We start from the raw sequence: 25424 nt of genomic DNA, 5'->3' as shown, positions 1-25424 counted from the left end.
CTATGAACAAACCCTCGAATCGCGCCCCGCGCACCCCTTGCGCGCTGGCCGCCGCGCCCGCAGCCGCCTCCTCTCGCACCCCTGACAGCGGCTTCAGCTACAGCCGCCCGTTTTTTGAAGAGCTGGTGGACCGCGCCTTGGCGCATGCCAAAAAGCTGGGCGCCACCGACGCAGGCGCCGAGGCGTCCGAAGGCTGCGGCCTGTCGGTCAGTGTGCGCAAGGGCGAGCTGGAGAATGTGGAGCGCAACCGCGACAAGTCGCTGGGTGTGACGGTCTACATCGGCCACCGCCGGGGCAATGCCAGCACGTCAGACTTTTCTACCAAGGCGATCGAGCAGACCGTGCAGGCGGCCTACGACATCGCCCGCTTCACGGCCGAAGATCCCGTGGCTGGTCTGCCCGATGCCGACGACATCGCGCCTGCTGACACGCACCGCGACCTGCAACTCTTCCACCCTTGGGCCATCACCAGCGAAGAGGCTGCAGAGATGGCCAAGGCCTGCGAAGCCGCCGCATTCAAGACGCACCGCCGCATCACCAACAGCGAAGGCGCGGGCGTGTCGGCCCAGCAAAGCCATTTCTTCAGCGCTCACACGCGCGGCTTTCGCGGCGGCTATGCCAGTTCGCGCCACAGCTTCTCGGTGGCACCCATCGCTTCGCTGCCCGGCAAGAACGGCGAGATGCAGCGCGATGCCTGGTACAGCTCCATGCGCAATGCGGCCGACCTGGCATCGCCCGAGGCCGTGGGCCGCTACGCAGCGCAGCGCGCGCTGAGCCGCCTGGGCAGCCGCAAGATCCCCACCACGCAGTGCCCTGTGCTGTTCGAATCCACCCTGGCCGCGGGCCTGCTGGGCGGTTTTGTGCAGGCCATCAGTGGCGGCTCGCTGTACCGCAAGAGCAGCTTCTTGCTCGACTCGCTGGGCAAGATGGTCTTCCCCAAGCACATCGACATCCTCGAAGACCCGTTCATTCTGGGCGGCAAGGGCAGCTCGCCGTTTGACGAGGAAGGCGTGCGCGTGGCGCCGCGCAAGGTCGTCAAAGGCGGTCGGGTGGAAGGCTATTTCCTGTCGAGCTACTCGGCCCGCAAGCTGGGCATGAAGACCACCGGCAACGCCGGGGGCTCGCACAACCTGGTGATGACCTCGCGCCTCACGCAGGCCAGCGACAACCTGGACGCCATGCTGCAAAAGCTGGGCACCGGCCTGTTTGTGGTGGAGCTGATGGGCCAGGGCGTGAACTACGTGACGGGCGACTATTCGCGCGGCGCCAGCGGCTTCTGGGTGGAGAACGGCAAGATCGCCTTCCCGGTGCACGAGATCACCATCGCGGGCAACCTGAAAGACATGCTCAAGGGCATCGAGGCTGTGGGCGCGGATGCCTACAACTACGGCGCCAAGACGGTGGGCTCCATCCTGGTCAACCGCATGAAGGTGGCGGGCAGCTGATCTTTATGGCTGCCGCAGGCGGATGCTGCAAGTTGCTGATGTGAGACAAGTTTCGGCAGCTTTCCTGCCCCCAAGGCCCTCGTGACTGCGAGGGCCTTTTTTCATGGAGGTCTGCGTCAGCTGGCACTGCGGGGCTTGGCCGCCCAGGTGTCTTTCTTGCCGCGCATGCCCACGGGCAGCGCGAGGCCCACGCGGTGCCGGGACATCGCATCCCGGGGCGCAAGATGGGCCAGCATCAGCGCCGCTGCATCGGCATAGGGCACGATCATCTGCGGCACCTTCGACGCAAACAGCAGCAGCAACAGCGGGCTGGGTAGCTTGCCTGCAAAGGACGGCACAGCGACCGGCAACTGGTCCGCTGCAATGCGCAGCCGGTCGATGCCGAGCGCGGCTTGGTCCACCATCGGCCCGGGGCACAGCAGCCGCCAGTCAATGGGGGAGGTGTTCAGGCGCTCAAAGTTCTTCCGGTGCGGCCAATAGGTGTCGCGCACCTTGGGCAGTTCAACCCCCCGGCGGCCTGTCTGGCCGATGTCGAGCACGGCGGCGCCCGCCATGAACCAGCAGATCGGCCGCTCGGAAGGCGCCAGGGATTCCACACTGGAAACTACGCGGTCCACAAGCTCGACAAATGCGCGGCCTTCGGTGACCAGCCCCGCGCAGTTGATCAGTGCCTCGTGGCCCCGGACCAAGTCGGCCAAAGCGCCGGTGGCTACCGTGCCCAGGTCCACAGGGTGCACCGTGATGCGTGACCGCAGGTCCGGGGGCAGCTTGGCGGGGTTGCGCACGATGACCGATACCTGGTGGCCGGCCGCCACAGCCTGCTGCAGCACGTGGCGGCCGAGGGAGCCCGTGGCTCCCAGGATGAGAAGACGCTTCATGGTGGATGGTTCACGAAGAGATGAATGATGGGGACTGCCGACGGCCGGGCGGCCATCGACGGGCGATGCCGCGATGATTCCATGCCCTTGCCTCGGCAGCACCCGCAGCGGGTGAGGCCCATCGCGAAGACGGTGACTTTGTTCACGGTGCTTGTGTTCACCTGTGGTGCCTCGCAAGTCTTGCCTGCCTCTGTACCGGCGGTGCAGGCGTGCCGCCAGACAGGCGATATGCTGCAGCCACCATGCCCTCCGTGCCCCCGAAGCTCCCAGCCAAAGGCGAAGCCGCCCACCCGATTGCGCCCCAGGACCCAGCCCTGCTGCGCCGCTTGTTGCGCGCCAAGGACCACATGGACGCTGCGTCGCACGAGGCCTGGCCGGTCCAGCGGCTGGCGGAGGTGAGTGGCGTCTCGGAGGCGCACTTCGCCCGGTCCTTCCGGCAGGCCTTTGGCATCCCGCCCCACCGCTACCTGCTGACACGCCGCATCGAGCAAGCCACCACGCTGCTGCGCGACACGGACCTGCCCATCACCGAGATCGCGTTTGCCACCGGCTGGGAGAGCCTGGGCACTTTTGGGCGCACCTTCCGTGACATCACGGGGCACAGTCCTAGTGTGGTGCGCCAGCAGGCCCAGGCCACTGTGGAGCCACTGGACAAGGTGCCCGCCTGCGTTTTGAAGGCTGCACAACGTCCCGACCTCACCACCGCAGTTTCGGAGAAGCGCCGCCGCCAGGCCGCAGGTACAAAGCCGACATCAGCAACAAACCAGGAGATCTGATGACGGCGAACCAAGGCATTGGTGTGGTGGGCGTGTATGTGGACGACCAGGACGAAGCGCTCGCGTTTTACGTGGGCAAGCTCGGGTTTCGCGTGCACACGGACGTGCGCAACGGGCCCTACCGCTGGCTGACGGTGCAGCACCCTGACCAGCCGGGCTTCCAGCTCGGCCTGTTCAGGCCCGGCCCACCGATCCATGATGAAGCCACAGCGCAAACTTTGCGCGCGATGGTGGCCAAAGGTGCCATGCCTGCGCTGGTGCTCCATGTGGCGGACTGCCGCGCGGACTATGCCCGACTGCGGGACTTGGGTGTGGAGTTCACACAGGAGCCCGTGGACCGGTACGGCAACGTGGACGCAGGCTTTCGGGACCCGGCGGGCAACGGCTGGAAGATGATCCAGCTGGCCGCTGGAGGTGCGCAATGAGCGCCGGTGCGGGAATTCGGCGGTTTCATCGCTGGGTGTCGATGGCGTTCACGTTGGCCGTCATCGCCAATTTTGTGGTCCGTGCTCAGGGGGTAGGCAACCCGCCGGACTGGGTGACCTATGCGCCCCTGCCGCCCCTGGCGCTGCTGTTGTTGACGGGGTTGTACCTGTTCGTGCAGCCCTACCTGCAGCGGCTTGCTGCCGGGTCTTCTGCCCGGCCTGCCCAGGGCTTGCCGCCCGCGTGACGGCGCGCGGTGTGCTCCGCCATCACTCTGCGAGGCCCGCAAATTCCGCCAGCAACTCCAGCACGCTCTCCACCGCCGGGGAGGGCGGCGGCTGGTGGCGGTGCGCCACGGCCATGGGGCGCATCAGCGGCGGCTGCAGGGGGCGGATCTGCACACCGGGCGTGCCCTGCAGGTCTTCCACCTCTTCCATCGGCAGCAAGGCGGCACACTGGCTGGCCACGGCCAGGCTTTTGAGGGCGCCGGGGTAGCTCAGCGCCAGAAATGGGCGCGGGTGATGCCCCGCTTGGCCAAACCAGTTGGCGATCAGCCCGTGCATCTGCGTGGCGGGCGCAAAGGATGCCCAGCGGCGGCTGGCCAGCCAGTCGGGGCCGATACGGTCGGGTGCCTCCCACGCGGCGGGCAGCAGGGCCACCATGGGGTCGTTGCGCCAGGGTGTTTGCTTCACCTCGGCCATCGGGGGCTGGGGGCTGGCGACGATGGCAATGTCCAGCGTGCCCGCCTTGAGGCGCTGCATGGACTCGGCCGAGCCCACGGCCTCCAGGCGGATTTCAACACCGGGGCTGCGCGCCGCCAGCGCCTCCAGCATGCGCGGCAGCAGCCGGGTGCTGACGCCCGCCGACACGCCCACCCGCACAATGCCTTCGCGGCCGGATGCGTGGCGCAGAACGCGCTCCACCAGGTCATCGCTGGCCAGCAGCAGCTGGCGGCCTTCGCGCACCAGCACTTCGCCGGCGGGGGTGAGGTCGGCCTGCCGCCGCCCGCGCACCACCAGCTCGGCGCCCAGGCGCGATTCCAGTTCCTTGATGTGCATGCTCACGGTGGGCGGCGCCAGGTGCAGCGCCTGCGCGGCGGCGGCAAAAGTACCCCGGTCGGCGATGGCGATCAGGGTCTGCAGCTGGTCGAGGTTCAGGTTACGCATCAGGATTTGTGAAGTGAATCGTCATTGAATTCAACTTTACAGATGGTAAGCCCGGCGAGAGCATTGCGGGGCCATGAAACACCCGCATTCCTCCACCACCGCCGTCAGAGCCGTTTCCACTCCCCACCTAGTGGGCCGCTGGCGAACACTGCGGTCGGTTGCCGTGGTCTTTGTTCTGCGCGCCCTGCAGGGAGCCATGGTGGGCGCGCGCAACGCCTGGGACCGTTTGGCGGCTGCTGCGGCGCGTGCCGAGCAGCGCGTCACGGAGCAGTTCAAGGTGCCTCCAGGGGGAGGGTAAGAGGCATTTTTGAATGGAATGAGGGTGTAGCGCAGGTGTTTCATGCGCTGGTAGCTATCAATTCAGGAGCGACTGGCCGCCAGCCGTCATTCGGTCTGTGCACTCACTCTCGCCGCGACGGCCTCACCCACCTGCGTCGTGCTGGCCGTGCCGCCCAGGTCCGGCGTGCGTGGCCCGCTCTTGATCGTCTCTTCGATGGCACTCACGATCGCATCGTGCGCCTGCCGACCTGCGCCCTGGCCGTGGGTGAGGAAGTCCAGCATCAGCGCACCCGACCAGATCATGGCAATCGGGTTGGCGATGTTTTTGCCGTAGATGTCGGGCGCCGAGCCGTGCACGGGCTCGAACAGGCTGGGGAAGTGGCGCTCGGGGTTCAGGTTGGCCGAGGGGGCCAGGCCAATGGTGCCGGTGGTGGCGGGGCCCAGGTCGCTCAGGATGTCGCCGAACAGGTTGGTGGCAGCCACCACGTCGAAGCGGCCGGGCTGCAGCACAAAGCGGGCGGTAAGGATGTCGATGTGCTGCTTGTCCAGCGTGATCTCGGGGTAGTCCTTGGCAACCTCATCGGCACGCTTATCCCACCAGGGCATGCTGATGGCGATGCCGTTGCTTTTGGTGGCCAGGGTCACGTGTTTCTTGGCGCGGCTTTGGGCCAGGTCGAAGGCGAACTTCAAGAGGCGGTTGGCACCGTGGCGGGAGTAGACCGACTCCTGGATCACGATCTCGCGGTCGGTGCCCTCGTACATCACGCCACCCAGCGAGGTGTATTCGCCCTCGGTGTTCTCACGCACCACGTAGTAGTCAATGTCGCCGGGTTGGCGACCGGCCAGGGGGCAGGGCACGCCCTCGAACAGGCGCACCGGGCGCAGGTTGATGTACTGGTCGAACTCGCGGCGAAACTTGAGCAGCGAGCCCCAGAGGGACACATGGTCGGGCACGGTGGCAGGCCAGCCCACGGCGCCGAAGAAGATGGCGTCCATGCCTGACAGTTGCGCCTTCCAGTCGTCCGGCATCATTTTTCCGTGGGCCGCGTAGTAGTCGCAGCTGGCCCAGTCGATGGTGGTGGTTTCGAGGGCGATGCCAAAGCGTTCTGCGGCGGCCAACACCACGCGCAGGCCTTCGGGCATTACCTCCTTGCCTATGCCGTCTCCGGCAATGAGGGCGATGCGGTAAGTTTTTGGGGGGGTGGAAGAGGTCATCAAGCGGTCCTTGCAATGGCGTCGGGGATGCGGCTGCAGGGCGCAGCCAGCGGTATGGCGTGCATTGTTCCCAGGGCTGCCGATAACTACAATCTGCCAACCGTGGCTTCATCATTCACATTTCGTGCACAAAAATCCTGCAGCGGAAGACCTGCGCGTGTTCACGGCCGTGGTGCGCAAGGCCAGCTTTGGCGGCGCCGCCACCGAGCTGGGCACTTCGCCCGCCTACGTCAGCAAACGCATCCGCCTGCTGGAGCAGGACCTGCAGGTCAAGCTGCTGCACCGCACCACCCGCCGCGTGGCGGTGACGGAGGAGGGCGAGCGCGTCTTCCACTGGGCGCAGCGCATTCTGGACGACATGGAGCAGCTGATGCAGGAGGTCGCGGTGACGCGCAGCGAGCCGCGCGGGCTGCTGCGGGTGAGCAGCAGCTTCGGTTTTGGCCGCCAGATCGTGGCGCCCGCGCTGTCGCGGTTGGTGGAGCAGCACCCGGGGTTGCAGGTGCGGCTCGAAGTGTTCGACCGGCTGGTGGATGTGGCGGGCGAAGGGTTTGACCTGGACGTGCGCGTGGGCGACGAGATTGCGCCGCACCTCATAGCCCGCCGCCTGGCCGACAACCATCGCGTGTTGTGCGCAGCACCCTCGTATTTGCAGCGTAAGGGCACGCCGCGCACGGTGGCCGACCTGTCCGCGCACGACTGCCTGGTGATCAAGGAGCGTGACCATCCATTTGGCGTGTGGCGCCTGCGCAGCGGTGCGCAGGAAGAGTCGGTCAAGGTGCGTGGCCCGCTGTCGGCCAACAACGGCGAGATGGCCGTGCAGTGGGCGGTGGATGGGCGCGGCATTGTGCTGCGCTCGTTGTGGGATGTGGGCGCGCACCTGCAGACCGGGCGCCTGGTGCAGGTGCTGCCGCAGTGGCAGCAAGAAGCCAATGTGTGGGCCGTCTACCCCACGCGGCTGGAGCGCTCGGCCAAAGTGCGGGTGTGCGTGGAGTTTTTGCAGGCGCTCTTTCGCGACGGGTGGGCGTCGCGCAGCGCAAAGACCGGTGTGGGCGCAAACGCCTCGGTTTGAAGCAAAAATAGCTGTCAGCGCACGTCTCACATGCGCTGACAGCTATCAAAAAGATACCGGTTGTGCCGTGGGCACGACCGCAGGGGCGATCAGCCCGCCAGTGCCGCTTTCACGGCGGCCGACACCTGGCCCATATCGGCCTTGCCCGCCAGGCGGGTCTTGACCACGCCCATCACCTTACCCATGTCGCCGGGGCCCGAGGCGCCCACTTCGGCCACGATGGCCTTGACGGCGGCCAGCGTTTCTTCGGCCGACATGCGCTCGGGCAGGTAGGCCTGCAGCACGGCCATCTCGGCCTTTTCCTTGTCGGCCAGGTCCTGGCGGCCCGCGCCTTCAAACGCTGTGATGGAGTCCTTGCGCTGCTTGATCAGCTTGTCCACGATGGCCACGACGGCGGCGTCGTCCAGGGTGATGCGCTCGTCCACTTCCTTTTGCTTCATCGCGGCCTGCAGCAGGCGGATGGTGCCCAGGCGCTCGCTGTCCTTGGCGCGCATGGCGGTTTTCATGTCTTCGGTGATCTGGTCCTTGAGGCTCATGGCGGCTTCCTTGGTTGGTTTTAGACAAGAACAGGGGTTGGCCAAAAGGCTTTCTGGCTAGGCGTCAACGCCGCAGACAGTAGTGCTGCTACGGCAAGGCGTTGCAACGACGCCAGAAAGCCTTTTGGCAAACCCCAAAAACAAAAACCCGCGCTTGGCGTCCCTAGCGCGGGTTTGTCGGCACTCCGTATCAGGACGGTGCCAAAGCGGTACTTAGTACAGCTTCTTGGGCAGTTGCATGCTGCGAACGCGCTTGTAGTGACGCTTCACGGCAGCAGCCTTCTTGCGCTTGCGCTCGGCGGTGGGCTTTTCGTAGAACTCACGGGCGCGCAGGTCGGTCAGCAGGCCGAGCTTTTCAATGGTGCGCTTGAAGCGGCGCAGGGCAACGTCAAAGGGTTCGTTTTCTTTTACGCGGATCGTAGTCATTAGCTAATGTTTTCCAAATGGTGCCTGCAGAGGGGCTTGGGGAGATCGGGCCTCAAGTCCGTACAAAGCGGTTTCCCCGTCTGTAACTAGTATTTGGCCGACGGGGCATTGCCAGCAAAGCCGGAGATTATAGCCTTTATCCACGCCCATGGCGCAAGGGGTGGGCGTCTGCCTGTGGGCAGGGCGCTGGGCGGGCTGCTTTCAGACGGACTGCACCGCAATGGCGCGGAAGTTGCTTCATGTTGTAACACTCCTATTCACCGGTGGGGAGCCCTGGCCATCCGCCCGGGCGGCCCCGCCGCAGACACCATGGCATTCATGCACCGCGTATCGGGTTGGCTGGGCCGGCTCAGTGTGGGCCGCAAGCTCATGCTCATTTATCTGCTGGACCTGACGGCGGTGATCTACGTCTCCAGCATCCTGATCCACGAAAAGTACCTGGCGATTGACTTCACGCGTAAGGAGGTGGTGGGCACGACCTATGCGGCGGTGGTGCGCGACGGGCTGATGGGGCAGTTTCTGGACGCGTCGCAGCAGCCGCCACTGGTGGCCGACGTGCTCACCCGGCTGGAGGCCGTGCGCGCGGCCCACGACGAGCAGCTGCGCACCGCCGATGTCGCCCAGCGGTTTGGCGTGGCGCTGCAGCAGCTGGCGGGGCCGCCCCCGGGGGGCTCGCCCACCGTCGATCCGCAGACGCTCACCCGCCAGCGCAGCCAGTTGTTGCGCGAGGGGCGCGAGCTGCTCACCACCGTGGGCAATCAGTCCAACCTGATCCTGGACCCGGACCTGGACAGCTACTACGTGATGTCGCTGGTGGTGCTGCGGTTTCCCGAGCTGCTGCAGGCGGTGCATGACACCGTCAGCTTCCTGAACGCGGCGCCATCTCGGCGCGGGCCGCAATGGTCGTCCGAGCTGCTGACGCTGGTGGGGCGGCTGGATGCGGTGATGCTGGGCATCGAGTCGGACTACAACCAGGCGTTCATCGCGGGTTCGCCCGAGATGCGGGCCGCGCTGGTGCGCCAGCGCGAGGCGCTCAAGGCAGCGCAGGAGGGCTTTCAGGCCTTGCTGCAGGGCATTGCATCGGGCGAGTCGCGCCTGACGGTGGCGCAAGTGGGTGTGCAGGAGGCCCTCGTGCTGGGCGCGCTGCGCGATGCGTGGTCGGTGGGCATTGTGGACCTGGAGCGGTTGCTGAACCAGCGCGCCGACAGCCTGTTTGCCCGCATGTGGCTGCACCTGGGCACGGCGCTGGTGCTGCTGGGCTGCATCCTTTCGCTCGTCACCCTGGTCGCGCGCCAGATCGCCAAGCCGCTGCAGCAACTGGCGCGTGTGGCCGACGAGGTGCGCAAGAGCGGCGACCACACCCTGCGCGCGCAGTGGAATAGCCGCGACGAAATCGGCCGCCTGGTCACCGCGTTCAACGAGATGCTCTCGCAGCTCGACCGCGACCGCCTGCTGCAGCAGGAGCTGGCCGCCAGCGCCCGCGCGGCCGAGGCGCAGCGCGAGCTGGTGGAGGCCTTCCCCATCCCCATGGTCGTCACGTCCATCCCCGAGCACGAGGTGCTGCATTCCAACGCGCCCGCCGCCCACTGGCTGGGGGGCCGCAAGACCGACCCCTGGGCCGTGGGGCTGGAGCCCGGCGTGCGCGCGCGCTTCTTCCAGCGCCTGGCGGACCAGGGATCAGTCGATGAATTTGAAGTGCGCTGGAAGGGCAGCCCCGAGCCCTCCTGGGCCGTGCTGTCGGCGCGGCGCCTGCAGTTCCAGGGGCGCGATTCGGTGCTCACGGCCTTCACGCCCATCAACGTGCTCAAGGTGATGGAGCAGCGCCTGGAGCTGTGGGCCAAGGTGTTCGAGGCCTCGTCCGAGGGCATCATCATCATGAACGCCGAGCAGCAGATCATCAGCGTGAACAAGGCGTTCTGCCGCAGCACGCATTACGACTTCTACGAGGTCATTGGCGAGGATCTGGGCTTTCTGCTGGAAGAGTCGGGCACCGAGCCGCTGTCCGCGCAGATCCAGCGCACCATGCTCGACAAGGAGTCGTGGCAGGGCGAGGTGCGGTTTCGCCGCCGCTCGGGCGAGACCTACCCGGCCTGGCTCATGGTGTCGGCCGTGCGCGAGGGCAAGGGCGGTGCGGTGGCCAACCACATCGGCATCGCCATCGACATCACCGACCGCAAGCTCAACGAGGAGCGCATCCAGTTTCTGGCGCACCACGATGTGCTCACCGAGCTACCCAACCGCTCACTGTGCGTGCAGCGCCTGCAGATGGCGCTGGCACAGGCGCCCATTACCGGCGAAAAGGTCGCGGTGCTGTTCATCGACCTGGACCGCTTCAAGGCCATCAACGACACGCTGGGCCACCACATTGGCGACGGCTTGCTGCGCTCGGTGGCCGCGCGCCTCACGCAGGCCGTGCGCAGCCGCGACACCGTGAGCCGCCTGGGCGGCGACGAGTTTGTGGTGGTGATGCGCGACGTGGCCGGGCGCGAGGACGTGCAGCAGCTGGTGGAGCGGCGGCTGATCCCGCTCATCCGCCAGAGCCACCCGGTGGAGGGGCATGAGCTGAACGTGTCCTGCAGCGTGGGCATTGCCGTGTACCCCGAGGACGGCAGCGACATCGATGAACTCATGCGCCGCGCCGACGCCGCCATGTACGAGGCCAAGACCACCGGCCGCGACATGGCGCTGTTCTATTCAATGGAGACCGACCAGCGCGCGGTGGCCCGCCAGACCATGGAGCAGCAACTGCGCCGCGCACTGGAGCGCCACGAGCTGAGCCTGCACTACCAGCCCCGCCTGAGCGCCCAGGGCGCCCAGTTGCTGGGCGTGGAGGCACTGTTGCGCTGGACCAGCCCGGTGCTGGGCTCCATACCGCCCAGCGAGTTCATCCCCATCGCCGAGGAGACCGGCATGATCCGCGCCATCGGCAGCTGGGTGCTGCAACAGGCGTGCGAGCAGTGGGTGCGCTGGCAGCAACTGGTGCTGGATGCGGGCGTGGGCGATGCCGCATCTCTGCACCCGCTGGCTCGGGTGTCGATCTCGGTCAACCTGTCGGCCGCGCAGATGTCCGACCCCGCGCTGGTCACCGACATCGAGGCACTGCTGCTGCGCACCGGAATGCCCGCGCACCGGCTGGAGCTGGAGATCACCGAGTCTCAACTGATGGACAACGCCCACGCGGCCGAGCAGCAACTGGCGGCGCTCAAGGCGCTGGGCGTGCAACTGTCCATCGACGACTTTGGCACCGGGTATTCCAGCCTGGCCTACCTCAAGCGCTTTGACATCGACCGCCTCAAGGTGGACAAATCCTTTGTGCGCGACATGCTCGCCAACCCTGCCGACATGGCCATCACCCGCGCCATCATCGCGCTGGGCCACACACTAGGCCTGCGCATCGTGGCCGAGGGCGTGGAAGACCTGGCCACGGCCCAGGTGCTGAGTGCACTCGATTGCGAGGAGCTGCAGGGCTACCACTTCAGCCGGCCGCTGCCCGTGCCGGAGCTGGAGGCCTGGGCCTGCCAGCACCAGCCCTCGGGCGCGCCGGTGCGGGAGGCCGCTGTGCTGGCCTGATGGACTTTTACGGGGCCGTCAGTGCGCAGCGCCAGCAGGCTCTGCCTGTGGCAGTGGCAGCGCCTGCGCGCAGGCATATGCGCTGGCCCAGGCCCATTGAAAGTTGTAGCCGCCCAGCCAGCCTGTCACATCCACCACCTCGCCAATGAAGTACAGCCCCGGCTGGGCCTTGCACTCCATGGTCTGCTGCGACAGCGCCTTGGTATCCACGCCGCCCAGCGTCACCTCGGCCTTCTTGTAGCCCTCGGTGCCGGTGGGCGTCAGCTCCCAGCGCGCCAGCTGCTCCGCCAGGCGCGCCAGGGCCTTGTCGCTGGCCTCGTTGATGGGGCGCTGCCAGTCGGCCTCGCGGCTGGCCCAGGCATCGGCCAGGCGGCTTGGGACCAGCGTGGCCAGCTCGTTGGCAACCAGCTTGCGCGAGCGGGCCTTGCTTTGCGCCAGCGCGGCGGGCAGGTCCACCGTGGGCGCGAGGTTGATGGCCAGCGGCGTGCCCTCCTGCCAGTAGCTGGAGATCTGCAGCACCGCCGGGCCCGACAGGCCCCGGTGGGTGAATAGCAGGTCTTCGTCAAACGCCATGCGGGCTTTCTTGGCACCCGTGCTGATCTGCACCGGCAGCGCCAGCCCTGCCAGTTGCGCATACGGCGCCCAGCCCGTGCCGTCAAAGGTCAGCGGCACCAGGCCCGGCTTGCGCTCGACGAGCGGGATGTTGAACTGCTGGGCGAGCCGGTAGCCAAAGTCGGTGGCACCGATCTTGGGGATGGACAGGCCGCCCGTGGCAATGACCAGCGCACCCGCCGACAGCGGCCCGCGATCAGTATCAATTTGATAGCTGCCCCGGCATGATTCACTGGCGCTTGAGGCCAAAAAGGCTATTTTTTTGACGCCACAGGGCTGCCAACGGGTCACGCCGCCCGCCTCACACTCGGCCAGCAGCATGGCGATGATGTCCTCGGCCGAGCGGTCGGCAAACAGCTGGCCCTTGTGCTTTTCGTGAAACGGGATGCCGTGCTTTTGCACCAGCGCGATGAAGTCGGCGGGTGTGTAGCGCGACAGCGCCGAGCGGCAGAACTGCGGGTTCTGCCCCACAAAGTGCTTGTGCGGCGCGGCCGGGTCCAGGTCGCGGTTGGTGAAGTTGCAGCGCCCACCGCCCGAGATGCGAATCTTCTCGGCCACCTTGTCCGCATGGTCGATGAGCAAGACCTTCAGGCCCCGCTGGCCCGCCTGGCCCGCGCAGAACAGGCCGGCGGCGCCGGCGCCGATGATGATGGCGTCAAAAAATGGAAGGGACACGAGGAGGCATCAAAAGGGACAAAGGCGTGATTGTCCCCCGGCTGACCCGGGGCTTGCCCCGCACGGCGCGATGCCGCAGCGGCGCAAGCCCCGGTCGCTCCCTCTCTCCCTCTTGTGTTGCTAGTGGGCCGGTCAGAACGCTGCGCGCAAGGTCACGCTCAGATTGCGCGGGTCGGCATAGTTGCCGTAGTCCAGGTTGGCCCAGTACTTCCGGTTGGTCACGTTGTTCACCGCCAGCGTGGCGCTGACCTTGGGGTTGAACCGCCAGGATGCGCGCAGGTTGAGGATGGCCTTGGGCGACTGCTTCACCGTCACCGTGCCGCTGGGGTGCGGGATGTTGAAGCCCTCGATGGCGCTTTGCCAAGTCAGGTTGCCGCCCACCGACAGCGGTGCGAGCGCGCCCGACAGCTGGTAGTCCGTGCCCAGTTGCAGCAGGTAATCGGGCATGTTGGCGTAGATGAGGTCGGTGGGAGCGCGCGTGACCTTGGCGCGGGTCAGGCCTGCGCTCACGCGCCACTGCCGGGTGGCCATGCCTGCGAACTCCAGCTCGAAGCCGGTGGATTTGGTGCCGTTCACGGCCACGTAGGGCAGGGTGCCGTCGGGCAGCGGCGTGGTGATGGCGCTGTCGCGAATGCCGAAGTTGTCTTGCTTCGTCTGGAACACCGCAAAGTGCGCCTGGATGCGGCGCTCGAACAGCTCGGCCTTGAGGCCGGCCTCGGCATTGCTGCCGATGACGGGCGACAGCGGATTGTTGTTGCGGTCCTTGTAGTTCTGCGGGTTGAAGATGCGCGCGTAGCTGGCGTAGGCCGACAGCGTGGGTGTGATGTCGTACACGGCGCCGATGAAGGGCGTGACCTTGCGGTTCTCGTCCTGAATGGCTGAGCGGCCCGCATAGGCGCCCGTGGTGCCATAGGTGTCGGAGTGGCGGTGCCAGTCGGTCAGGCGCAGGCCGGTAAGCACCGACAGCGGGTCGGCCAAGCGCCAGCGTGCCGAGGCGAACAGGCCCGTCTGCTGCGTGATCTGTGTGCGCCAGGCGCCGGTCTTGGAATACGTGGGCGCGGGCGCGTTGCCATCCCAGGTGTAGATGTTGGGGATCACGTAGCTCCAGCCCGCCACCGAGGTGTAGCCATCGGTGCGCGTGGCGGTGCGGGTGGAGCTCATGCCCACCACCAGGTCGTGCTTGCGGCCGCCCAGTTCGAACTTGCCCGACAGGTAGGCGTCCACCGTGTCCTGCGTTTCGCTGCCGCCGCTCACGGAGGCATACAGGGTCGTACCTGCGCCAGTCACCGGGTTGATGAAGGGGGCCTGGCTGGTGGTGGCGCCATAGCCGTAGGTGCTCAGGCGGAAGGTGTCGCCCTTGGTGTGGTTCAGTGCGGCCTTCAGGCTCCAGTCGTCGTTGATCTGGTGGTCCAGCGTGGCGTACAGCGTGCCGGAGGTGCGCTCCCACCGTGTCCACGATGGCGAGAAGCTGGTGGAGATCGGCAGGTCGATGGGCACGCCCGTGGTGGCGAAACGCGGGATGGTGCCCCAGATCGGCGCCTTGGGGTCGTTGGACTGGCGCTGGTAGCCCACCGACACCACGGTGGATGGGCCGATGTCGGCCTCCACCGCAGCCAGCAGGGCGGTCTTGTCCTCGGAGTAGCGGTCGCGGAAGCTCTCTTTCTTCTGCGGGGCTACGACCAGGCGGCTGCGCACGCTGCCGTCGCTGTTGAGCGGTGCATTGATGTCCAGCTCGCCCCGGTACAGGTTCCACGACCCGGCGGTGAGCGCTACAGACGCGGCGAACTCGCGCTGCGGGCGCTTGCGGATCATGTTGATGGTGGCCGAGGGCACGCCCACGCCGGTCTGGATGCCGTTGGCACCGCGCACGATGTCGATGCGCTCGTACAGCGCGGTGTCGAACTCCTGGTTGGTGCTGCTGCTGTAGCTGGGCAGGCCGTCGGTCTGGAAGTCGGTGATCTGGAAGCCGCGCGCGTAGTACAGCGGGCGCTGCGTGTCGTAGAAGCTCACGGCAATGCCGTTCACGTTGCGCAGCACGCTGTCGATGCTGGTGAGCGACTGGCGCTCGATCTGCGCGCGCGTCACCGTGCTGACGGACTGCGGCGTTTCACGCGGTGTGAGCTGAAGGCGGGTGGACGCGCTCTCGCGCGCGCCCGACACGGTGACGCTGTCCAGCGCCTTGGGCTCCACGATCTGGTCGGTGCGGGTGGCGCCTGCAGGGGAGGTCTCGGTGGTATCTGCGGGTGACCCGGCGGTGGTCTGGGCACTGGCGGTGCCCGCTAGGTTGGCTGCGAGGAAGGCGGCCACCGCCAGCGGATGGAGGGCACAGACAAGGTGTCTGCAGGGTGCGTGCATGAGAGGGCTCCTGGGGGAAATGCGTTGGCAGGCTGGCTGGCAACGCTCCTCCGATGGGATGCACGGCTGGCTGGGATTTGTAAAATTTTAAATACAAATGCGAACTATTCGCAAAAAAACGGCAGATATGGCCCCAATGTGCGGGTTTTGTTGTTCTGGCGGCACAACTCACCGGGTGGGACGCAGTCTGCCGCACCCGGTAGCTGGGGTGATGCCTTTGTGTGGCGCTGTGGTGGTCACTGCGGCACGGCTACGCGGTGCGCCATGTCTTGCAGACCCGCTGGCGCCGAAGCCGCCAGCGAATCGTGGCTTTCACTGCCGGTACACCCCGCCCGTGCCCACCACCGCAATGTCCACGTAGTTGGACCCATGGTGGTTCTGCGGGCTGAACTGGTAGCTGAAACCGCCCAGGTCCAGGTTGCCCAGGCCCTCCATGGCCGTGACCAGGCTGGCGCGTGTGACACCGGGGCCTGCGGCGCGCAGGCCTTCGATGAGCACGCGTGCGTCCATGTAGCCGGTATAGCGGTCGTAGTCCGCCGGCTTGTCGTGGCGCTTCATGGAGGCCTGGAAGTCGCGCGTGAGCGCAATGGTGGGCTTGGTGGGGGACGGGCCGGTGCGCGCCACGGCCAGGCCACGCGCGTCGTCGCCCAGCGCCTTGAGCACGGCGCTGCCTGCGCCCAGCGACAAGGTATAGATGGGCACGCCCAGGTGCGCGCGGTTGGCCCGCACATAGGCCACCACGGACGGGCCTGCCGCCACCAGCAGCACGGCCTGCGGCTTTTGTGTGGCCAGGGCCTTGGCAGCATCGTTCGCGTCTTCACCCGAAGAGGCCAGTGCGTGCGAGCCGGCCAGCGCAGCACCCTCGGCGGCAATCGTCTTTTCCACCAGGGGCAGCAGCAGCTTGCCGAAATCGTTGTTTTCGTAAGCCACGGCGATGCGCGAGGTCTGCACGGCCACCAGGTTGCGCACGATCTTCACCAGCTCGTCGGCATAGCTGGCGCGGGTGGTGAAGAGGTAGGGGTGCTGCTGCGCGCGCACGGCAGGGCTGCCTGTGTACACCGAGATCAGTGGCAGCTTGGCTTGCGCCAGGTAGGGCAGCAGCGTCATCACCTGCGAGGTCCCGGCCACACCAAACAGCGCCAGTACCCCGTCCTTTTCGCTCAGCTGTTTGGCGTTGGCCAGCGCACGGCGGGCGTCAAAACCATCGTCCAGCGACACCAGCCGGATCTTGCGGCCACCGATGCCGCCCTTGGCATTGGCGTCCTCCACAGCGGCCTCCTGCCCCTCGTGGATGGGCGACAGGAACGGCGCCATGCCGCCAGACAGCGCGGTAGATCGGCCAATGAGGATGTCTCCCTTGCCGCCTGCAGTGGACTGTGCGCGGGCTGGAAGGCTGGCCAGGGCGGCGCCACCCGCCAGCGCCAAGACCAGGCTGCGGCGGCGCGCCAGGGGCAGCCGCTGCTCGGCGGGCTCAACATTCACATTCGGGGTGGTCATCACGCGGTGTCTCCTGCTCAGAACGGGCCACAGCGGCCCCAGCGAGCGGCGATGGTAGGAGGGCAGCACGCAGCGCGCGCACCGGGTTTGTACTGGGGAGGCGTCATGTTAGGGACAGGTGCCTATCTCCAGCGGCGCTGTCTGCCACTGCACTTGCGTTGCCTGCCGGCCGCTCCTCGCATCGCGGTAGCATGCGGCATGGACCTGCCAAGGAAGACACCATGACTCTGATCCGCTACGCCCTCTGTGCCCTGGCGCTGGGCTGCCTGTCCCCGGCGTGGGCCATCAACAAATGCACGGACGCCAACGGCAAGGTGTCGTTCCAGGACGCACCCTGTGTAGGGGAGGGCGAGAAGATCGACGTGCGCCCCACCACCCGTGGCGCCACCCCGGTGCAGCCCGCAGCGGCACCCGTGGGTGAGGGCGCATTCGGCCCCACCTGGCAGCGCAAGAACTACCTGCAGACCCAGGGCATCCCGCAGGCCCGCGCCGCTGTCGAGCGCAACCAGCGTGAATGCTCGGCCCCGCCCGGCGCCGTGGCCACGGCGGGCCCGCTACGGCGCGGCAACCTGCCGGCAGGCAACCAGTTTGTGCAGGAGGGCGCGGAAAAGGCCGCCGATGCCAAGGCCGCGTGTGAAGAACGGACCGAGGCGCTGCGGGAGCAACTGCGGGTGCTGGAGCGAGAGCTGGCGGCGATGCCCTGAGACAGCGTCTCAGTCAATGAGGAGCCCTCACCCCTTCCAGGTGAACGGAAACTTGAACTGCTTCACAAAGCCGTTGGGCACGTAGTCGCCCAGCACGCCGTAGTGCTCGGGCCAGAGCTTGGTGCTTTTGACGGCAGTGCCAAACAGGTAGTCCAGAAACGCGAAGTGCGCAGCGTAGTTCTTGTCCAGCGCCTCCTGGTCCTGGCTGTGGTGCCAGTGGTGGAAGTTGGGCGTGACCAGCACGTAGCGCAGCGGCCCCAGGCGCACGCTCACATTGGCGTGGTTGAACACGGCCTGGAAGCCCACCACCACGATGTATGCATCGATCACTTCCTTGCTGAAGCCCAGCACATAGATGGGGGCCAGCACCAACGTGCGGGTGATCAGCAGCTCCAGGATGTGCTGGCGCGAGCCGGCCATCCAGTCCATGCTTTTGACGCTGTGGTGCACGGCGTGCAAGCGCCACAGCAACGGCACCTCGTGGTAGGCGCGGTGCGTCCAGTACTGCACCAGGTCGGCCACCAGAATGATGAGGAACAGCGCCACCCAGAAGTTCAGGCCCTGCACCCAGCCGCGAATGCCGTCGCTGGCCGCCCAGCCAAAGAACTTGTGCACGATGAGGTTGGTGGCCAACAGCACAAAGCCCACCACCATGTGGTTGACGATGAAGTGGTGAAAGTCCGTCTGCCACTCGGCGCGGAAGATGGGCTGGTCCTTGCGCAGAGCGAACAGCTTCTCGATGAAGATGAAGATCAGCGAGCTGCCCAGCAGGTCGAGGATGAACCAGTCGAGGCCGATGTAGGGCGTGTTGTCGGGGAAGTTCGGGTCCACCTCCACCTTGTGGCCGCCCAGCAGCGCAGTGATCGCCACGATGGCAAACGCAAAGGTGGCCAGCCAGCGGGCGCGGTTGAACACAATGTTGACCAGCGAGATGCCGCCCGCAATCGCCATGGCCACCAGCATGATGTTGCGGATCACCGTCACGTCGTAGCTCTTGCGCAGCTGCGGCGTGGTGAGGTACTCGGGAAAGTGAAAGGCCAGCACGCCCAAAAAGCACAGGATGGCCAGCGTGAGCGCAATCACGCCCGACACCAGTCCCTTGCCGGTGCGCAATGCGCCATGGCTTTCGGTGAATTCGTTGAGTTTTTCTAGTTCGATCATCGGTTCCTCCTCGCACCCGGTTAGCAGGTGCTGCGCGAGTGTAGCGAAGCCGCCACCCGCCGTGCCTGCAGCCCGATTTGCGTGCCACACAGCACGTGCAGCTTTCTAAAATCGCTGCATGAACATCCCTTCACACCAACTGAGCATGACCGTGCTCATGTCGCCCGACATGGCCAACTTTTCGGGCAACGTGCACGGCGGCGCCATCCTCAAGCTGCTGGACCAGGTGGCGTACTCGTGCGCCAGCCGCTATTCGGGCTGCTACACCGTGACGCTGAGCGTGGACCAGGTGATGTTCTTGCAGCCCATCCATGTGGGCGAGCTGGTGACCTTTCTGGCCAGCGTGAACTACACGGGCAGCTCGTCGATGGAAGTCGGCATCAAGGTGGTGGCCGAAGAGATCCGTTCGCAGGTGGTGCGGCATGTGAACAGCTGCTTCTTCACCATGGTGGCCGTGGACGAGGCACGCAAGCCCGTGCAGGTGCCGCCACTGACGCCCTCCACCCCCGACGAGCGCCGCCGCTGGGACGCTGCGTTGATGCGCAAGACGCTGCGCAAGGAGCTGGCGCAGCGGTTCCAGCAGGTGCGCGAAACCGCTGGGCAATAACGCTTTGAGTGGGCGCCTTGAATGGACGCCTTTGAAGGCCCTGGGCAGATCGCCCCGGGCCTTTTCTCTGTCTCTCACGCTGTGGCGCTCAGGCCGCGCTGCGGCTGCGCCCGGCCAGTGACACGGCCTGCAGTGACAGGCCGTCGATCTCGTTGGTGATGCCCGACAGCACATTGGCCACCACCGCAAACTCGCGCCCGTGCTGCCCGGCACGCGCCGCCATCACCTGGGCGTTGAAGCTGACCACCTTGGCCTCGCGCGCCACGGTCTGGATCGAGGCCACGATGCCCGCCAGCTCTTTCATCAAGGTTTCGGACTGCGCCTTGCTCACCTGGTCGAACGCCGTGGTGGCCGTGTTGAGGGCGTCGAGCACACCGTCGGTGGTTTCCACCAAGCGGGCCAACGTGTCTTCCACGCGCGGGCTCTGGCGCTCGGCCAGGTCCAGCGCTGTGCCGACCTGCTGCGCAAACGCGTCGATGGTGGCGCCAACGCCCTGGGGGCCGTGGTAGGCCTTGCGGATGATCTCGGCACTGGTGGCATCCAGGTGGCGCGGCGTGTCCACCAGCCGTGCCTGGCTGTCGGTGAACAGGGTGAGCGAGCTGCGCGCGGCCTTCAGGTGCAGGTCGCTGCCGCGTGCGGCCAGCACGGTCTGCAGCACCATGCGCTGAGACAGCATGCGCTGGCGCGCCGCCAGGTTGACGAGTGACATGCCCGCGTCGCGCGAGGGAGCCTGAGTGGAAGACGACAGCGTGGGCAGGCTGGAAGTGCGTGCGGGGAGGGGAAAGGCTGCCATGGTGCTCCTTGTGCGGGTTGCATTCAGATGCATGCTTTCAAGCAATACCCGGGCCAATATGCATGCAGGCGCGTGACCCAATGCGGTGCTGTGTAGAGGGAGCCCGTGCTGAATGAAACACGCGACGGCGCAGCGCGTAGGCACGCCTTGGAGCGCTTTTTTTTGCGCGCGAGCACGGCGCATCCCCTGCCTGCGCAGCGCGCAAGTGGGGCTGTGGCGTTGTCTAGGTCGTTTTGTGTGCTCAGCCCGCGCGCCGGGCCTGCAACGGCGCTGCTCCCGCGTCCTGCACAGCCAGCGCAACACCGCGCACCACATCGCCCACCACAATCACCGAAGGGCTGGCCAGCCCTTCGCGGGTGATGGTGGCGTGCAGTGAGCCCAGTGTGGTGATGGCATGCCGCTGGTGCGGCAGGCTGGCGTGCTGGATGACGGCCACAGGCGTGTCGGCGGGCAGGCCGGTGAGCAGTTCCTGCTCGATGGTGGCGGCGCCGCTCACGCCCATGTAGATGACCAGCGTGAGCTTGGCGTCACGCGCCGTGGCGGCCAGTTGGCGCCAGTCGGTGCCCGCGTCGCCGGGCTTGGCGTGGCCGGTGACAAACACCACGCCATGGGCATGCTCGCGGTGCGTGAGCGGTGCGCCCAGCGAGGTCAGCCCTGCGAGCCCTGCGGTGATGCCGTTGATGACGGTGACCTCAACACCTGCGGCACGCAGGTGCTCCACCTCTTCGCCGCCCCGGCCAAAGATGAACGGGTCGCCGCCCTTGAGGCGCACCACGTTCTCGCCTTCGTTCACGGCCATCAGCATCAGCTTTTCGATGAAGGCCTGGGGTGTGCTCTTGCAGCCGCCGCGCTTGCCCACATAGACGATGCGCGCCGTGGGCGAGGCATGGGCCACGATGGCATCGCTCACCAGGTCATCCACCAGCAGCACCGTGGCCGCCTGGATGGCCTTGAGCGCCTTGAGGGTGAGCAGCTCCGGGTCACCCGGGCCTGCGCCCACCAGCGTGCAACGGCCGCCGGTGCCCAGGTGCGGTGGGGTCGTGGGCGGCGTGGTGGAAGGCGTGGGGCGGGTCATGGGGATGTCTCCGAAGCAGTTTGACCAGCAACGTGCAAGATGTGTTCCACCTGCCGCTTGATGGCGGGTGGAATCGGCAACTCGCCCGCCAGCACCTGGCGTGTGTAGGTGGCCGTGGTGGCCACGTCGATCTCGGCAGGCAGGCCCGGCACCTCGCTGGCGGTACCTGGTTGCTGTGCCTCCAGCACCGTGTGCTCACCGCGCACAAAGCCGTCGTAGCGCGGCGTGCGGCGCGGGTCGGTAGCGACCTCTCCCTCCAGCCCGCGCGAGAGCAAGGCGTTCATGCCCAACGTGCGGAAGGTGGTCTGCAGCATCTCGAAATATTCGGGGTGTGTGTACGCCGTGACCACCACCGACGGCCCCGCGCACGGGCTCATCAGCTTGACCACGCTGTGCCCCGGGTTGCGCAGACCCACCACCTCGCGCACTGCCAGCAGGCGCGCCAGCCCCGCGTGCAGGTGCTGGGTGTGGATATGGCGCACCATACCGTTTGCTATCTTTTCAGGAGCTATCAGGGCAGGTACTTCTAGCGCATCAAGCACATCCGATGCCAAAACCCGCCGCGCCTCGGTGCGCATGCCATGCAGCAGCACGGGCAACCCTTGACGGGCCAGCAGCAGCGCCAGCAGCGGGGTCAGCACCGGCAGCTTGCGGGCGCCGTTGTAGCTGGGCAGCACGATCAGCGGGCGGTCGGTGGCGGGCAGCAACGCCAGGCGGCTGTGCGTGGCATCCAGAAAGCCGCACATCTCTTCGGACGTTTCGCCCTTGATGCGCATGGCCAGGCAGAAGGCGCCGATCTCCAGGTCGGTCACGGCGCCGTCCAGCACCTGGCCGAACAGGTCGGTGGCCTGCTCGCGCGACAGCGGCTTGGCGCCGCGCGCGCCGCGTCCGATTTCCTTGATGTACTGGGCGATGGCCATGGTTCTTGGTGGCGGGACTTGTGAAACAGGGCTCTAGTGTGGTGTTGCACGCTATCCGGCACTTCAAACCGTGTCTTTTCGGCCAGGGCTGCGTTGCAAATCCTCGCGATACCTCCGGGTATCGCTGTGGTTTGCGCCTTGCCCTGACCAAAAATCCATCGGTTTTCATGTGCCAGATAGCGCGCAACACCACACTAGCGTCGTTATCTCGGCTTGCCGTACAAGGCGTACTGTCTGCGCCGAAAGCGCCTAGCTGGAGCCCTGTTGCACAAGTCCTGGTGGGGTTTGTTGGTCTGAGGTCTATTTTCCTGCAAGCAAGAGAACTTTTGGTTATATGACGGCCTGCGCGAACGGCTTGGATGCCAGCGGCCCCGTGGATCGCACCATGCGCTTGAGTTCGGGCACGCACGAGCCGCAGTTGGTGCCGCAGCGCAGTTGGCCTTGCAGTTGTGCCAGGCGGTCATCGTCGGTGCCGTGGCAGTGCGCCAGTTGGGCGGTGATGGCGGCGTCTGTCACGTTGAAGCAGGTGCACACCGGCTTGCCGCGCGACTGCACGGTTACGGGCGCCTTGGCGCCGGGCACCAGCAGCAGGCGGCCGTAGGTCTGTGCGGGCAGTTCTTCCTGCAGCAGGGTCTTGAGCCAGCCTTCGGCGCTGGTGTCGCCTGCCAGCACGATGCCTTCGAGCGTGGTGTTGTCGCCCTGGTGCGCCAGCCGTGCCGCCCGGCGCTGGCCGCGTTTTTTGTCGGCGTAGCGCAGCGTGTCGGCGCCTGCCATGCCCAGCAGGGCTTCGATCTGTGCGATGAGCGCATCGGGCGGTGCCTCGTGGGCGGCGGCGCGCAGCAGCACCCCGGTGCGCTCGCGACCGGGCTCATCCAGCGGGGTGTTGTTGCTGAAGGGCACGCAGCTCGCGAACGGGAACTGCGCCATCAGGGCAGACAGCGCTTCGCGTGTGGCCTGGTTTTTGTCGGCGGGCAGCCAAGCCATGGCCAGCAGCGTCCACGGCAGTTCGGCCTTGAGCACCTTGACGGCGGCGTGTTTCAGCTCGGGCTGTTTGGAGGTGGGGCAGAACGCCGAGGTGGTGAGCGCATTCACGCCCGCCAGCCGTTCGCCGGTGGAAGACACGCCGCTCAAAAACTCGCTGCCCCAGTGCATGGCCATGAACACCTGCGACAGGCCCAGCGTGGTGTCGGCCAACACGGGCACCACGATGGAGCCGCGCTTGCTGGTCACGTGCACCAGGTCGCCGCTGGCGAGCTTGCGCCGCTCCATGTCCTGCGGGTGCATCTGCAGGCTGGGTTCGGCCACATGGCCAAACAGACGGCCCAGCGTGCCGGTGCGGGTCATGCCGTGCCACTGGTCGCGCAGGCGGCCGGTGGTCAGGCTGAAGGGGTAGCGCGACTCGCGCTGCTCAGTGGTGGGCTGCCATGCGTGAGCGGCAAAACGCGCGCGGCCATCGGTGGTGGGGAAGACGCCGTTTTGGTACAGGCGTGCCTTGCCGGTGGTGGCGCCTTCAGGCAGCGGCCACTGCTGCGGGCCTTGCGCTTCAAGCATGTCCCACGACAAGCCGGTGATATCCAGGTCGCGCCCGCGCGTGCTTTCGCGGTGTTCGTTCCATACAGCCTCTGCGCCTGCGTCGGCAGCGTCGGTGGCGTACGGGAACAGCGTCGGCGCGCCGGGCCGAAGGCGCGCCTCCAGCTGGTGCGCAAACTGCACCGCAATGGCCCAGTCGTGCCGCGCCAGGCCGGGCGCAGGCACGGCAGTGCGCACGCGCGAGATGCGGCGCTCGCTGTTGGTCACGGTGCCGGTCTTTTCACCCCAGGTGGTGGCGGGCAGCAGCAGGTCTGCGTAGTCGCAGGTGGCGGCCGTGGCAAAAGCCTCCTGCACCACCACAAACTCGGCGCGTTGCAGCGCGCGGCGCACGGTGGCCTGGTCGGGCATGCTCTGCGCGGGGTTGGTGCAGGCAATCCACAGGGCCTTGATCTCGCCGTCGGCAGCGGCCTGGAACATCTCCACCGCCGTCTTGCCGGGTTGGCTGGGCACATCGGCAACGCCCCACAGCGCGGCGACTTCGGCGCGGTGCTGCGGGTTGGCCAGGTCGCGGTGGGCGCTGAGCAGGTTGGCCAGGCCACCGACCTCGCGCCCGCCCATGGCGTTGGGCTGGCCGGTCAGGCTGAAGGGGCCCGCGCCGGGCTTGCCGATCTGCGCGGTGGCCAGGTGCAGGTTGATGAGCGCAGCGTTCTTGGCGGTGCCGCTGCTGCTTTGGTTGAGACCCTGGCAGTACAGACTCAGGGTCGCTTTGGAGGTGGCGAACCACTTGGCCGCCGTGGTCAGGTCGGCCACGCTGATGCCGCAGGTCTGCGCCACGCGCTCGGGCGTGCAGTCGCGCACCAGGGCCTTGAGTTCGTCAAAGCCCGTGGTGTGCGCGGCGATGTATTCGGCGTTGGTCCAGCCCTCCCACAGCATCAGGTGCAGCATGCCGTTGAACAGCATCACGTCGCTGCCGGGCTGGATGGGCAAGAACAGGTCGGCCATGCCGGCCGTGTCGGTGCGGCGCGGGTCGGCCACGATGACCTTCATGCCCGGGTTGGCGGCGCGTGCGTCTTCGATGCGGCGGAACAAAATGGGGTGCGCCCAGGCCGCATTGCTGCCCACGATGAACAGGCACTGCGCGTGTTTCACGTCGTCGTAGCAGGCGGGTGGCGCGTCAGCGCCCAGGGTCTGCTTGTAGCCCGCCACGGCGCTGCTCATGCACAGGCGCGAGTTGGTGTCGATGTTGTTGGTACCGATCAGTCCCTTGGCCAGCTTGTTGAAGACGTAGTAGTCCTCCGTCAGCAACTGGCCGCTGACGTAAAAGCCCACGGCGTCGGGGCCGTGCTGGGCGATGGTGTGGGCGAACTTGTCTGCGGCCAGCGTCAGTGCGGCGTCCCAGGTCACGGGCAGGGCGGCTTCGTTGCGCTGTGCGCGTTGCAGGGGGTGCAGCAGGCGGGTTTGCAGGGTGACGGGGCTGGTGGCGGTGAGGTGCAGGGTCGAGCCCTTGGTGCACAGGCGGCCAAAGTTGGCGGGGTGGGTGGGGTCGCCGCGCACGCCGGTGATTTGTGCGCCTTCGGATTCGATGATCACGCCGCAGCCTACGCCGCAGTAGGGGCAGGTGGATTGGGTTTCTTGCATGGCGTGTTTTGGGCTGTTTTGGCCTCAGGCGCTAGTGCATATTGCGCTGTCAGCTATTGTTTTGATAGTGTTTC

At 66.6% G+C, this 25424-nt stretch carries 22 protein-coding genes; 9 read left to right on the top strand and 13 right to left on the bottom strand.

Features of this window, described 5'->3' with window-relative positions; translation table 11 throughout:
* Positions 1-2: 2 nt before the first annotated feature.
* Positions 3-1445: a metalloprotease PmbA gene (pmbA, locus tag ACT531_RS20970; RefSeq protein WP_476018677.1), complete on the top strand. Its 1443-nt coding sequence runs from the start codon at positions 3-5 to the stop codon at positions 1443-1445.
* Positions 1446-1561: 116 nt separating this feature from the next.
* On the opposite strand, the gene ACT531_RS20965 is transcribed toward pmbA, so the two are convergent.
* Positions 1562-2323 (bottom strand): NAD(P)-dependent oxidoreductase, encoded by a 762-nt coding sequence (locus ACT531_RS20965; protein WP_476018676.1) that lies wholly within the window; start codon positions 2321-2323, stop codon positions 1562-1564.
* Between the two features lie 242 nt (positions 2324-2565).
* On the opposite strand from ACT531_RS20965, the gene ACT531_RS20960 reads away from it, so the two are divergent.
* Genes ACT531_RS20960 through ACT531_RS20950 form a run of 3 tightly spaced genes read left to right on the top strand, consistent with a single transcriptional unit; the run spans position 2566 to position 3769 of the window.
* A complete protein-coding gene (locus ACT531_RS20960) occupies positions 2566-3099 on the top strand; it encodes a helix-turn-helix domain-containing protein (protein WP_476018675.1) in 534 nt (177 codons plus the stop codon).
* Positions 3099-3524 carry a VOC family protein gene (locus ACT531_RS20955; protein WP_288851546.1) on the top strand — a complete coding sequence of 142 codons (426 nt, stop codon included), beginning with the start codon at positions 3099-3101 and terminating at the stop codon, positions 3522-3524. Before ACT531_RS20960 ends, ACT531_RS20955 begins: the two co-directional genes overlap by 1 nt.
* Positions 3521-3769, top strand: coding sequence for a hypothetical protein (locus ACT531_RS20950; RefSeq protein ID WP_476018674.1), 249 nt, complete (start codon positions 3521-3523; stop codon positions 3767-3769). Before ACT531_RS20955 ends, ACT531_RS20950 begins: the two co-directional genes overlap by 4 nt.
* Positions 3770-3791: 22 nt before the next feature.
* On the opposite strand, the gene ACT531_RS20945 is transcribed toward ACT531_RS20950, so the two are convergent.
* Positions 3792-4688 (bottom strand): LysR family transcriptional regulator, encoded by an 897-nt coding sequence (locus ACT531_RS20945; RefSeq protein ID WP_476018673.1) that lies wholly within the window; start codon positions 4686-4688, stop codon positions 3792-3794.
* 73 nt (positions 4689-4761) lie between these two features.
* Here ACT531_RS20945 and ACT531_RS20940 point away from each other — a divergent pair, with 73 nt between their 5' ends.
* Positions 4762-4986: a hypothetical protein gene (locus tag ACT531_RS20940; RefSeq protein WP_476018672.1), complete on the top strand. Its 225-nt coding sequence runs from the start codon at positions 4762-4764 to the stop codon at positions 4984-4986.
* A gap of 86 nt (positions 4987-5072) precedes the next feature.
* Here ACT531_RS20940 and ACT531_RS20935 read toward each other — a convergent pair whose 3' ends face one another.
* Positions 5073-6182, bottom strand: a complete 1110-nt coding sequence (locus ACT531_RS20935) for a tartrate dehydrogenase (RefSeq protein ID WP_476018671.1) — start codon at positions 6180-6182, stop codon at positions 5073-5075.
* Positions 6183-6306: 124 nt separating this feature from the next.
* Between ACT531_RS20935 and ACT531_RS20930 the strand changes: the two genes are divergently transcribed.
* Positions 6307-7251, top strand: a complete 945-nt coding sequence (locus tag ACT531_RS20930) for a LysR substrate-binding domain-containing protein (protein ID WP_476018670.1) — start codon at positions 6307-6309, stop codon at positions 7249-7251.
* An 89-nt stretch (positions 7252-7340) separates the two neighbouring features.
* Here the strand turns inward: ACT531_RS20930 and ACT531_RS20925 are convergent, their stop codons facing one another.
* Both ACT531_RS20925 and rpsU read right to left on the bottom strand, forming a co-directional pair.
* Positions 7341-7787: a GatB/YqeY domain-containing protein gene (locus ACT531_RS20925; protein ID WP_015015172.1), complete on the bottom strand. Its 447-nt coding sequence runs from the start codon at positions 7785-7787 to the stop codon at positions 7341-7343.
* A gap of 213 nt (positions 7788-8000) precedes the next feature.
* Positions 8001-8213: a 30S ribosomal protein S21 gene (rpsU, locus tag ACT531_RS20920; RefSeq protein WP_007833691.1), complete on the bottom strand. Its 213-nt coding sequence runs from the start codon at positions 8211-8213 to the stop codon at positions 8001-8003.
* A gap of 309 nt (positions 8214-8522) precedes the next feature.
* On the opposite strand from rpsU, the gene ACT531_RS20915 reads away from it, so the two are divergent.
* Positions 8523-11783 carry an EAL domain-containing protein gene (locus ACT531_RS20915; RefSeq protein WP_476018669.1) on the top strand — a complete coding sequence of 1087 codons (3261 nt, stop codon included), beginning with the start codon at positions 8523-8525 and terminating at the stop codon, positions 11781-11783.
* Between the two features lie 18 nt (positions 11784-11801).
* Here ACT531_RS20915 and ACT531_RS20910 read toward each other — a convergent pair whose 3' ends face one another.
* From ACT531_RS20910 to ACT531_RS20900, 3 genes are all read right to left on the bottom strand, one after another.
* On the bottom strand, positions 11802-13070 hold the full coding sequence (locus ACT531_RS20910; protein ID WP_476018668.1) for a BaiN/RdsA family NAD(P)/FAD-dependent oxidoreductase: 1269 nt from the start codon (positions 13068-13070) through the stop codon (positions 11802-11804).
* Between the two features lie 132 nt (positions 13071-13202).
* The gene (locus ACT531_RS20905) at positions 13203-15425 is read right to left on the bottom strand and encodes a TonB-dependent siderophore receptor (protein ID WP_476018667.1); all 2223 of its coding nucleotides are present in this window, start codon (positions 15423-15425) and stop codon (positions 13203-13205) included.
* Between the two features lie 312 nt (positions 15426-15737).
* Positions 15738-16922, bottom strand: a complete 1185-nt coding sequence (locus tag ACT531_RS20900) for an ABC transporter substrate-binding protein (protein WP_476018666.1) — start codon at positions 16920-16922, stop codon at positions 15738-15740.
* A 221-nt stretch (positions 16923-17143) separates the two neighbouring features.
* Here ACT531_RS20900 and ACT531_RS20895 point away from each other — a divergent pair, with 221 nt between their 5' ends.
* On the top strand, positions 17144-17626 hold the full coding sequence (locus ACT531_RS20895) for a DUF4124 domain-containing protein (protein ID WP_476018665.1): 483 nt from the start codon (positions 17144-17146) through the stop codon (positions 17624-17626).
* A 27-nt stretch (positions 17627-17653) separates the two neighbouring features.
* Here the strand turns inward: ACT531_RS20895 and ACT531_RS20890 are convergent, their stop codons facing one another.
* Positions 17654-18787 carry a sterol desaturase family protein gene (locus ACT531_RS20890; RefSeq protein WP_015015166.1) on the bottom strand — a complete coding sequence of 378 codons (1134 nt, stop codon included), beginning with the start codon at positions 18785-18787 and terminating at the stop codon, positions 17654-17656.
* A gap of 118 nt (positions 18788-18905) precedes the next feature.
* On the opposite strand from ACT531_RS20890, the gene ACT531_RS20885 reads away from it, so the two are divergent.
* Positions 18906-19394, top strand: coding sequence for an acyl-CoA thioesterase (locus tag ACT531_RS20885; RefSeq protein ID WP_015015165.1), 489 nt, complete (start codon positions 18906-18908; stop codon positions 19392-19394).
* 88 nt (positions 19395-19482) lie between these two features.
* Here the strand turns inward: ACT531_RS20885 and ACT531_RS20880 are convergent, their stop codons facing one another.
* The 4 genes from ACT531_RS20880 to ACT531_RS20865 form a co-directional block, all read right to left on the bottom strand.
* The gene (locus ACT531_RS20880) at positions 19483-20187 is read right to left on the bottom strand and encodes a methyl-accepting chemotaxis protein (RefSeq protein ID WP_476018664.1); all 705 of its coding nucleotides are present in this window, start codon (positions 20185-20187) and stop codon (positions 19483-19485) included.
* Between the two features lie 241 nt (positions 20188-20428).
* On the bottom strand, positions 20429-21262 hold the full coding sequence (gene cobA, locus ACT531_RS20875; RefSeq protein WP_476018663.1) for a uroporphyrinogen-III C-methyltransferase: 834 nt from the start codon (positions 21260-21262) through the stop codon (positions 20429-20431).
* Positions 21259-22182 carry a DNA-binding protein YbiB gene (ybiB, locus tag ACT531_RS20870; RefSeq protein ID WP_476018662.1) on the bottom strand — a complete coding sequence of 308 codons (924 nt, stop codon included), beginning with the start codon at positions 22180-22182 and terminating at the stop codon, positions 21259-21261. The genes cobA and ybiB overlap by 4 nt, the downstream gene beginning before the upstream one ends.
* Before the next feature lie 330 nt (positions 22183-22512).
* A complete protein-coding gene (locus ACT531_RS20865; protein WP_476018661.1) occupies positions 22513-25350 on the bottom strand; it encodes a nitrate reductase in 2838 nt (945 codons plus the stop codon).
* Positions 25351-25424 lie beyond the last annotated feature (74 nt).

The organism is Acidovorax sp. DMC1, from assembly GCF_056314325.1.
This window is presented reverse-complemented; position numbering and strand designations above follow the sequence as displayed.

Excerpts from the sequence above, each read along its gene's own strand:
- ACT531_RS20965 (WP_476018676.1), bottom strand. The coding sequence starts at position 2,323 with ATGAAGCGTCTTCTCATCCTGGGAGCCACGGGCTCCCTCGGCCGCCAC.
- rpsU (WP_007833691.1), bottom strand. The coding sequence starts at position 8,213 with ATGACTACGATCCGCGTAAAAGAAAACGAACCCTTTGACGTTGCCCTG.
- cobA (WP_476018663.1), bottom strand. The coding sequence starts at position 21,262 with ATGACCCGCCCCACGCCTTCCACCACGCCGCCCACGACCCCACCGCAC.
- ACT531_RS20945 (WP_476018673.1), bottom strand. The coding sequence starts at position 4,688 with ATGCGTAACCTGAACCTCGACCAGCTGCAGACCCTGATCGCCATCGCC.
- ACT531_RS20935 (WP_476018671.1), bottom strand. The coding sequence starts at position 6,182 with ATGACCTCTTCCACCCCCCCAAAAACTTACCGCATCGCCCTCATTGCC.
- ACT531_RS20895 (WP_476018665.1), top strand. The coding sequence starts at position 17,144 with ATGACTCTGATCCGCTACGCCCTCTGTGCCCTGGCGCTGGGCTGCCTG.
- ACT531_RS20940 (WP_476018672.1), top strand. The coding sequence starts at position 4,762 with ATGAAACACCCGCATTCCTCCACCACCGCCGTCAGAGCCGTTTCCACT.
- ACT531_RS20885 (WP_015015165.1), top strand. The coding sequence starts at position 18,906 with ATGAACATCCCTTCACACCAACTGAGCATGACCGTGCTCATGTCGCCC.
- ACT531_RS20955 (WP_288851546.1), top strand. The coding sequence starts at position 3,099 with ATGACGGCGAACCAAGGCATTGGTGTGGTGGGCGTGTATGTGGACGAC.
- pmbA (WP_476018677.1), top strand. The coding sequence starts at position 3 with ATGAACAAACCCTCGAATCGCGCCCCGCGCACCCCTTGCGCGCTGGCC.
- ACT531_RS20900 (WP_476018666.1), bottom strand. The coding sequence starts at position 16,922 with ATGACCACCCCGAATGTGAATGTTGAGCCCGCCGAGCAGCGGCTGCCC.
- ACT531_RS20925 (WP_015015172.1), bottom strand. The coding sequence starts at position 7,787 with ATGAGCCTCAAGGACCAGATCACCGAAGACATGAAAACCGCCATGCGC.
- ACT531_RS20950 (WP_476018674.1), top strand. The coding sequence starts at position 3,521 with ATGAGCGCCGGTGCGGGAATTCGGCGGTTTCATCGCTGGGTGTCGATG.
- ACT531_RS20905 (WP_476018667.1), bottom strand. The coding sequence starts at position 15,425 with ATGCACGCACCCTGCAGACACCTTGTCTGTGCCCTCCATCCGCTGGCG.
- ACT531_RS20865 (WP_476018661.1), bottom strand. The coding sequence starts at position 25,350 with ATGCAAGAAACCCAATCCACCTGCCCCTACTGCGGCGTAGGCTGCGGC.
- ACT531_RS20890 (WP_015015166.1), bottom strand. The coding sequence starts at position 18,787 with ATGATCGAACTAGAAAAACTCAACGAATTCACCGAAAGCCATGGCGCA.
- ACT531_RS20880 (WP_476018664.1), bottom strand. The coding sequence starts at position 20,187 with ATGGCAGCCTTTCCCCTCCCCGCACGCACTTCCAGCCTGCCCACGCTG.
- ybiB (WP_476018662.1), bottom strand. The coding sequence starts at position 22,182 with ATGGCCATCGCCCAGTACATCAAGGAAATCGGACGCGGCGCGCGCGGC.
- ACT531_RS20915 (WP_476018669.1), top strand. The coding sequence starts at position 8,523 with ATGGCATTCATGCACCGCGTATCGGGTTGGCTGGGCCGGCTCAGTGTG.
- ACT531_RS20960 (WP_476018675.1), top strand. The coding sequence starts at position 2,566 with ATGCCCTCCGTGCCCCCGAAGCTCCCAGCCAAAGGCGAAGCCGCCCAC.